The organism is Planktothrix sp. FACHB-1355, assembly GCF_014748295.1.
Lineage (GTDB): Bacteria > Cyanobacteriota > Cyanobacteriia > Cyanobacteriales > Aerosakkonemataceae > Aerosakkonema > Aerosakkonema funiforme_A.
In genome coordinates, this window is record NZ_JACJUP010000589.1 from 1 (window position 1) to 4,237 (window position 4,237).

Annotated in this window: 5 protein-coding genes; 2 read left to right on the plus strand and 3 right to left on the minus strand. The window is 46.8% G+C overall.

Features of this window, described 5'->3' with window-relative positions; all coding sequences use genetic code 11:
- A partial coding sequence (locus H6S82_RS21190; RefSeq protein ID WP_191056660.1) for a cofactor assembly of complex C subunit B occupies positions 1-394 on the plus strand: 394 nt, incomplete at its 5' end.
- Positions 395-567: 173 nt separating this feature from the next.
- Here H6S82_RS21190 and H6S82_RS21195 read toward each other — a convergent pair.
- Positions 568-885: a DUF3155 domain-containing protein gene (locus H6S82_RS21195; protein WP_190465056.1), complete on the minus strand. Its 318-nt coding sequence runs from the start codon at positions 883-885 to the stop codon at positions 568-570.
- A 356-nt stretch (positions 886-1,241) separates the two neighbouring features.
- On the opposite strand from H6S82_RS21195, the gene H6S82_RS21200 reads away from it, so the two are divergent.
- The gene (locus tag H6S82_RS21200) at positions 1,242-2,612 is read left to right on the plus strand and encodes a GAF domain-containing sensor histidine kinase (protein ID WP_190465057.1); all 1,371 of its coding nucleotides are present in this window, start codon (positions 1,242-1,244) and stop codon (positions 2,610-2,612) included.
- Between the two features lie 217 nt (positions 2,613-2,829).
- Here H6S82_RS21200 and H6S82_RS21205 read toward each other — a convergent pair whose 3' ends face one another.
- Together H6S82_RS21205 and H6S82_RS21210 are read right to left on the minus strand one after the other, a co-directional pair.
- Positions 2,830-3,516: a hypothetical protein gene (locus tag H6S82_RS21205; protein WP_190465058.1), complete on the minus strand. Its 687-nt coding sequence runs from the start codon at positions 3,514-3,516 to the stop codon at positions 2,830-2,832.
- Between the two features lie 87 nt (positions 3,517-3,603).
- A partial coding sequence (locus tag H6S82_RS21210; RefSeq protein WP_347339524.1) for a cyclic nucleotide-binding domain-containing protein occupies positions 3,604-4,237 on the minus strand: 634 nt, incomplete at its 5' end.

Consider the following 4,237-nt stretch of genomic DNA (forward strand, 5'->3'; position numbering starts at 1 on the left):
GGAGCAGTATTTTGCCGAGCGCTCGTATCGGGTGGCCGGGTTGGATGCGGCTCAAAATCAGGTGACCTTCGAGGGATTTGTGCGCCCCAGCTGGTTTCTAGCAATTTTCTTGAGTTTTTTAGCGGCAGTAGGAATTCTATGTCTGACGCTGGTTTTATCGATATTGTTTCCCCAAGTCGGGATGGGATTTCTGGGACTGGAAATCTTGTCGCCGATTGCAGGGATTTTTTACTGGCAAAAAGCTGGACGCCCAGAGCAGGTGTCCCTTCAGTTTGAAGATGTCGGTAAAGAAGGTACTCAGGAGATGCAAAGTGCGATCGTCGTTAAGGCGCATCGGGACGAGCTCTCAGCATTGCAACAGGCACTGTGCTTGCAACAAGAGCGATCGCAATAGGACAGGCGAAATACTCACTTACCATCATGCTATAATAAACCCCCCTCAAAACTTGCTCGGCTTGAGTGGGGTTTACTACCTTTAAATCAACTTTTTTGTCGCACCAGAGGTCGCGTTTGAACTGCTAAAATGGCATACTTAATCATTTTTTAGCCAATTCTATCCCTTAAGTGTCAGCCGCTCTGAACAGCGACTGCAACTTTTTCGCTAGAGTGTTCCAACTCTCTTAGGCTGGGAAACAGGAAATGGTTTTCTTCCACATACTGAGCCCCAAACAAGCCCTTTTCTGCCCAAAAGTACCGATCTGTGGTATGCTCGTTCCGCTTAACCAACAGCAGAGCAGGTGGGACAATTCCTTCAGCTTGAATAAATTTTCGAGCCGCCGTTACTGGTTTATCCTGCCCACTTTCGATGCTATATTGAGGCACGTGCTCAAGAATCCTGCGCCCTTCTTGGCGACGGCGACTTTTGCGCTTACGTCTCCTAGCCAAGCTAGTTACCTCCTCTTTTACTCGTATTCTCTAATGATATTTACCAAAGCCGTCGCAAGTATATCGGGTTGAGATCTAAAAATCAACTTTTGTTAAACGATCGATACAAATAGGGCAGGTACACTAGAGGTCAAGTACTGGGTGAGATCGCGCTAAGCTGAAAACAGACTGCCATCGGAGTAGCTGGAATAAAAAGTGTAGATTTTAATCGATCGCGCATAAATACTCAGATAGCATCGGCTCGGAACAATCTCAAAAGCAAGTTACTCCAGTATCTCTTGGAGGCGATCTCAAGAAGAGAAAGGGATTTGGCCAAGAGCGACATTTGATTCGGTTGATTACTCAAGCTTGACCTCATGTTGATGCCAGCCAGTTCGGAATTTGTTGCTCTGTGTCAAGCTCAAGTCGCACTGCTTACCCAGGCGCTGGGAGCTACTTTGAGCGTGGTGTATTTGACAGAAGAATTTGTGGAGGGACAAGAGGCAAAACTGATCCCTGTGGTGGCCTTCCCAGAACAAACCGTGCTTTGGCAGGAGAAGGACTCGCTGGCGCTTTTACCAGATGCGATCGAGCGGTTAAACAATGTCCCTCGTTTACTCTCAGCGGCACCGCAAGACTCTTTAACGCCTCAGAAGTCTGACGTAGGTGGGGGAGATCGGGAGGCGCGGCAGGGAAGAAATGGTCATACTTTAGTGCAACAGCGCCAAATAGTTTTGCCTTTGATCCACGAAGGAGTGGTGATGGGCTTGTTGGTCACGAGTCGCAAGGATCGACCCTGGAATGAGCAGGAAATAATGGAGATCGAACGGATCGCTCATACAATGGCGATCGCTTGTATTCTAGACCAACGCTCTCAATGGCTGAGTCAGCAATTTAGTCAACAACAGCGCCTCCAGACTCAGCAAAACGACCTTCTGCATAATTTGCTGCACCAGCTTCGTAACCCTCTGACGGCTTTGCGGACATTTGGGAAGTTGCTGCTGAAGCGGCTGCAATTAGAAGATGCAAACCGGGATATAGCTTCTAACATTTTGCGAGAAAGCGATCGCATCCAAGAATTACTGCAACAGTTCGACGGTGTTGTGGATCTGACCGTTAACGACCGCGTTTCCCTGCCGACTTTCCCAGAGTTGGTGTCGGTTGATAGTAAAACTGCTGTTGAGAGTGTTACTGAACCGCCGTCAGAAAATAAACGGTTACTCCTATTACCCGAAGCAGGATTGATGGGGCTGGAATCTCTGGCACCTTGCTCTGTGACACAAGTGTTGGAACCGCTGATAACATCGGCTATGGCGATCGCGCAAGAACGAAATTTAAAGCTAAAAGCGGATATTCAGAGCAATTTGCCGCTTGTAAAAGCCAATGCCAAGGCTTTACGGGAAGTTTTTAGCAATTTAATCGATAATGCTTTAAAATATACGCCGTCTGGGGGAATAATCTACATTCAGGCAGGGTTAGAGCGACAATTTCCTCAAGGTCGGTGGCAGGGGGTAGGGGTGAGCGACACTGGCCCTGGCATTCCGCCCCAAGATTTAGAGCGGCTATTTGAGCGGCATTACCGGGGAGTTCAAGCAAATACAAGTATTCCCGGCACTGGCTTGGGTTTGGCGATCGCACGAGATTTGGTACGGCAAATGCAGGGTGAAATAGAGGTTTTCAGCCCATCCACACACTCTGCTGATGGCGTCGTGGGTGCTACTTTTATTGTGTGGCTGGCAGAAAGCTAACGGTTCTTTAGTTTTTAGTGTAGCTGGCGTCGGAGCGGGAGAGCGGGAGAGCGGGAGAGTGGGAGAGTGGGGGAGAAAATGTCCCCACATGAACTTTTGCATAGAGATTGCGAAAGAACCATCAAAGTTCAATTTGAGGTACGCTCATATTCTCGGTTGCTATGAAAAATTGTGGCTTTGGTAACGATCGAACTACTAAGAAACCGATTTTAGACGCTTACCTTTGCGATACAGAACGTCTGAGTATTAGGTCTGAGTTTAAAGTTAATGTCAGATCTGTTTCGGGTTCTATTAAAAGGAGTCTAACTCTTTGCTGGTTGCGGAAGCGTCCTATGAGTTCGGGAGTTGAACCAAACCCGGAACTTAGCAAGATTTGTTGGGAAGCGATCGCTGGATTACCGGTAACAGCTGCGATCGCCGCAGCAGCAGCTGTACCTAAAGCTGTATTTGCGATCGTTCTACTGACTCTGGGATTGTCAGTAAACTCTTGTGTTTTGCTAATAATCCGGGAACTTGCATTTATAGAAATTCTTTTGCCATCCCTTAAGACTAGCTGTTTGGCAACAAATTGAGCGCTTCCTATTTCTTGCATTGTTACTAATTCGCCGACGACCTGTGTTCCGGCTGGTATCGAAAACGTTGCTCGATTGGAAACTATATTTTCAGCAACAACAAGGGTTAAGGGTATTGGCCCCGGCTCCTCTGGCGCGACAATGATTTTCTGTGCAGCCTGATATTTTACTGGGATAGTAGTCCCAGCGGGAATTCTGGCAGTTATTTCTACAGGCAAAGTTGTTTGAGCAATAGCAGACGCTGGTATCGCGATGGGCGCTGTGCCAGTGGCATTTAGCAAAAGGGCGATCGATATAGCGGTTGCCGAATGCCAGCGATTGAACTTATACATAAAGTTATTTCTCCAGTATCTGCATGGCTTTTATTTCGAGTGAATGGACATCGATAAGTGTATTAATGAATCAGTTATCCAATCAAGTCAAGTGTCTCTCAACCGTCTTAGTAGCCAATCAAATCTAGTTCTGGCGATCGCAATGTTATCAAGGATGTTTGGGTTGAGTTCTTCGATGTGAATTTCTCCGTCTGGTGGTGTAATTTTACCATAACCCAACTGGCTAATTGTGCCGCGCATTCTAATAGATAGCAAAAGTGCAAGTGCGCGATAAAAACGGGAACCGAATCCGGTATCTTGCTGTAATCTTGTCGCTAATTGTCGTCGGGGAATCGACAATACGAGTGTCTTTTCAAGAGTTTTCACAGTAGCAGAAGGGGGACGGGAATCTATGAAAGACATTTCTCCTACCATCTCACCGCTGGATAATCTGGCAATTTCTTTACCATCCAGATAAGCCACAGAAACGGTTAATGTTCCTTCTAAGAGAAGGTAGAGAGTGTCGATGGGTTTTCCTTCTTGGATCAGTACGGTCTGGGCAGGAATTTCTTCTCGCTTACCGGTCTGTAGCATCCAATCAATATCGTCATCGCTCAGTTCGCCCAGAATAAAAAGGACTTTTTCCATACTTGACTTCCTGACTTTGTGTTGTGCTACAAAAATAGCTTGGTTTGTCTCTGAAGCACCCTGCTTGCTGTGACGCTTTGGTATACAAAATAAG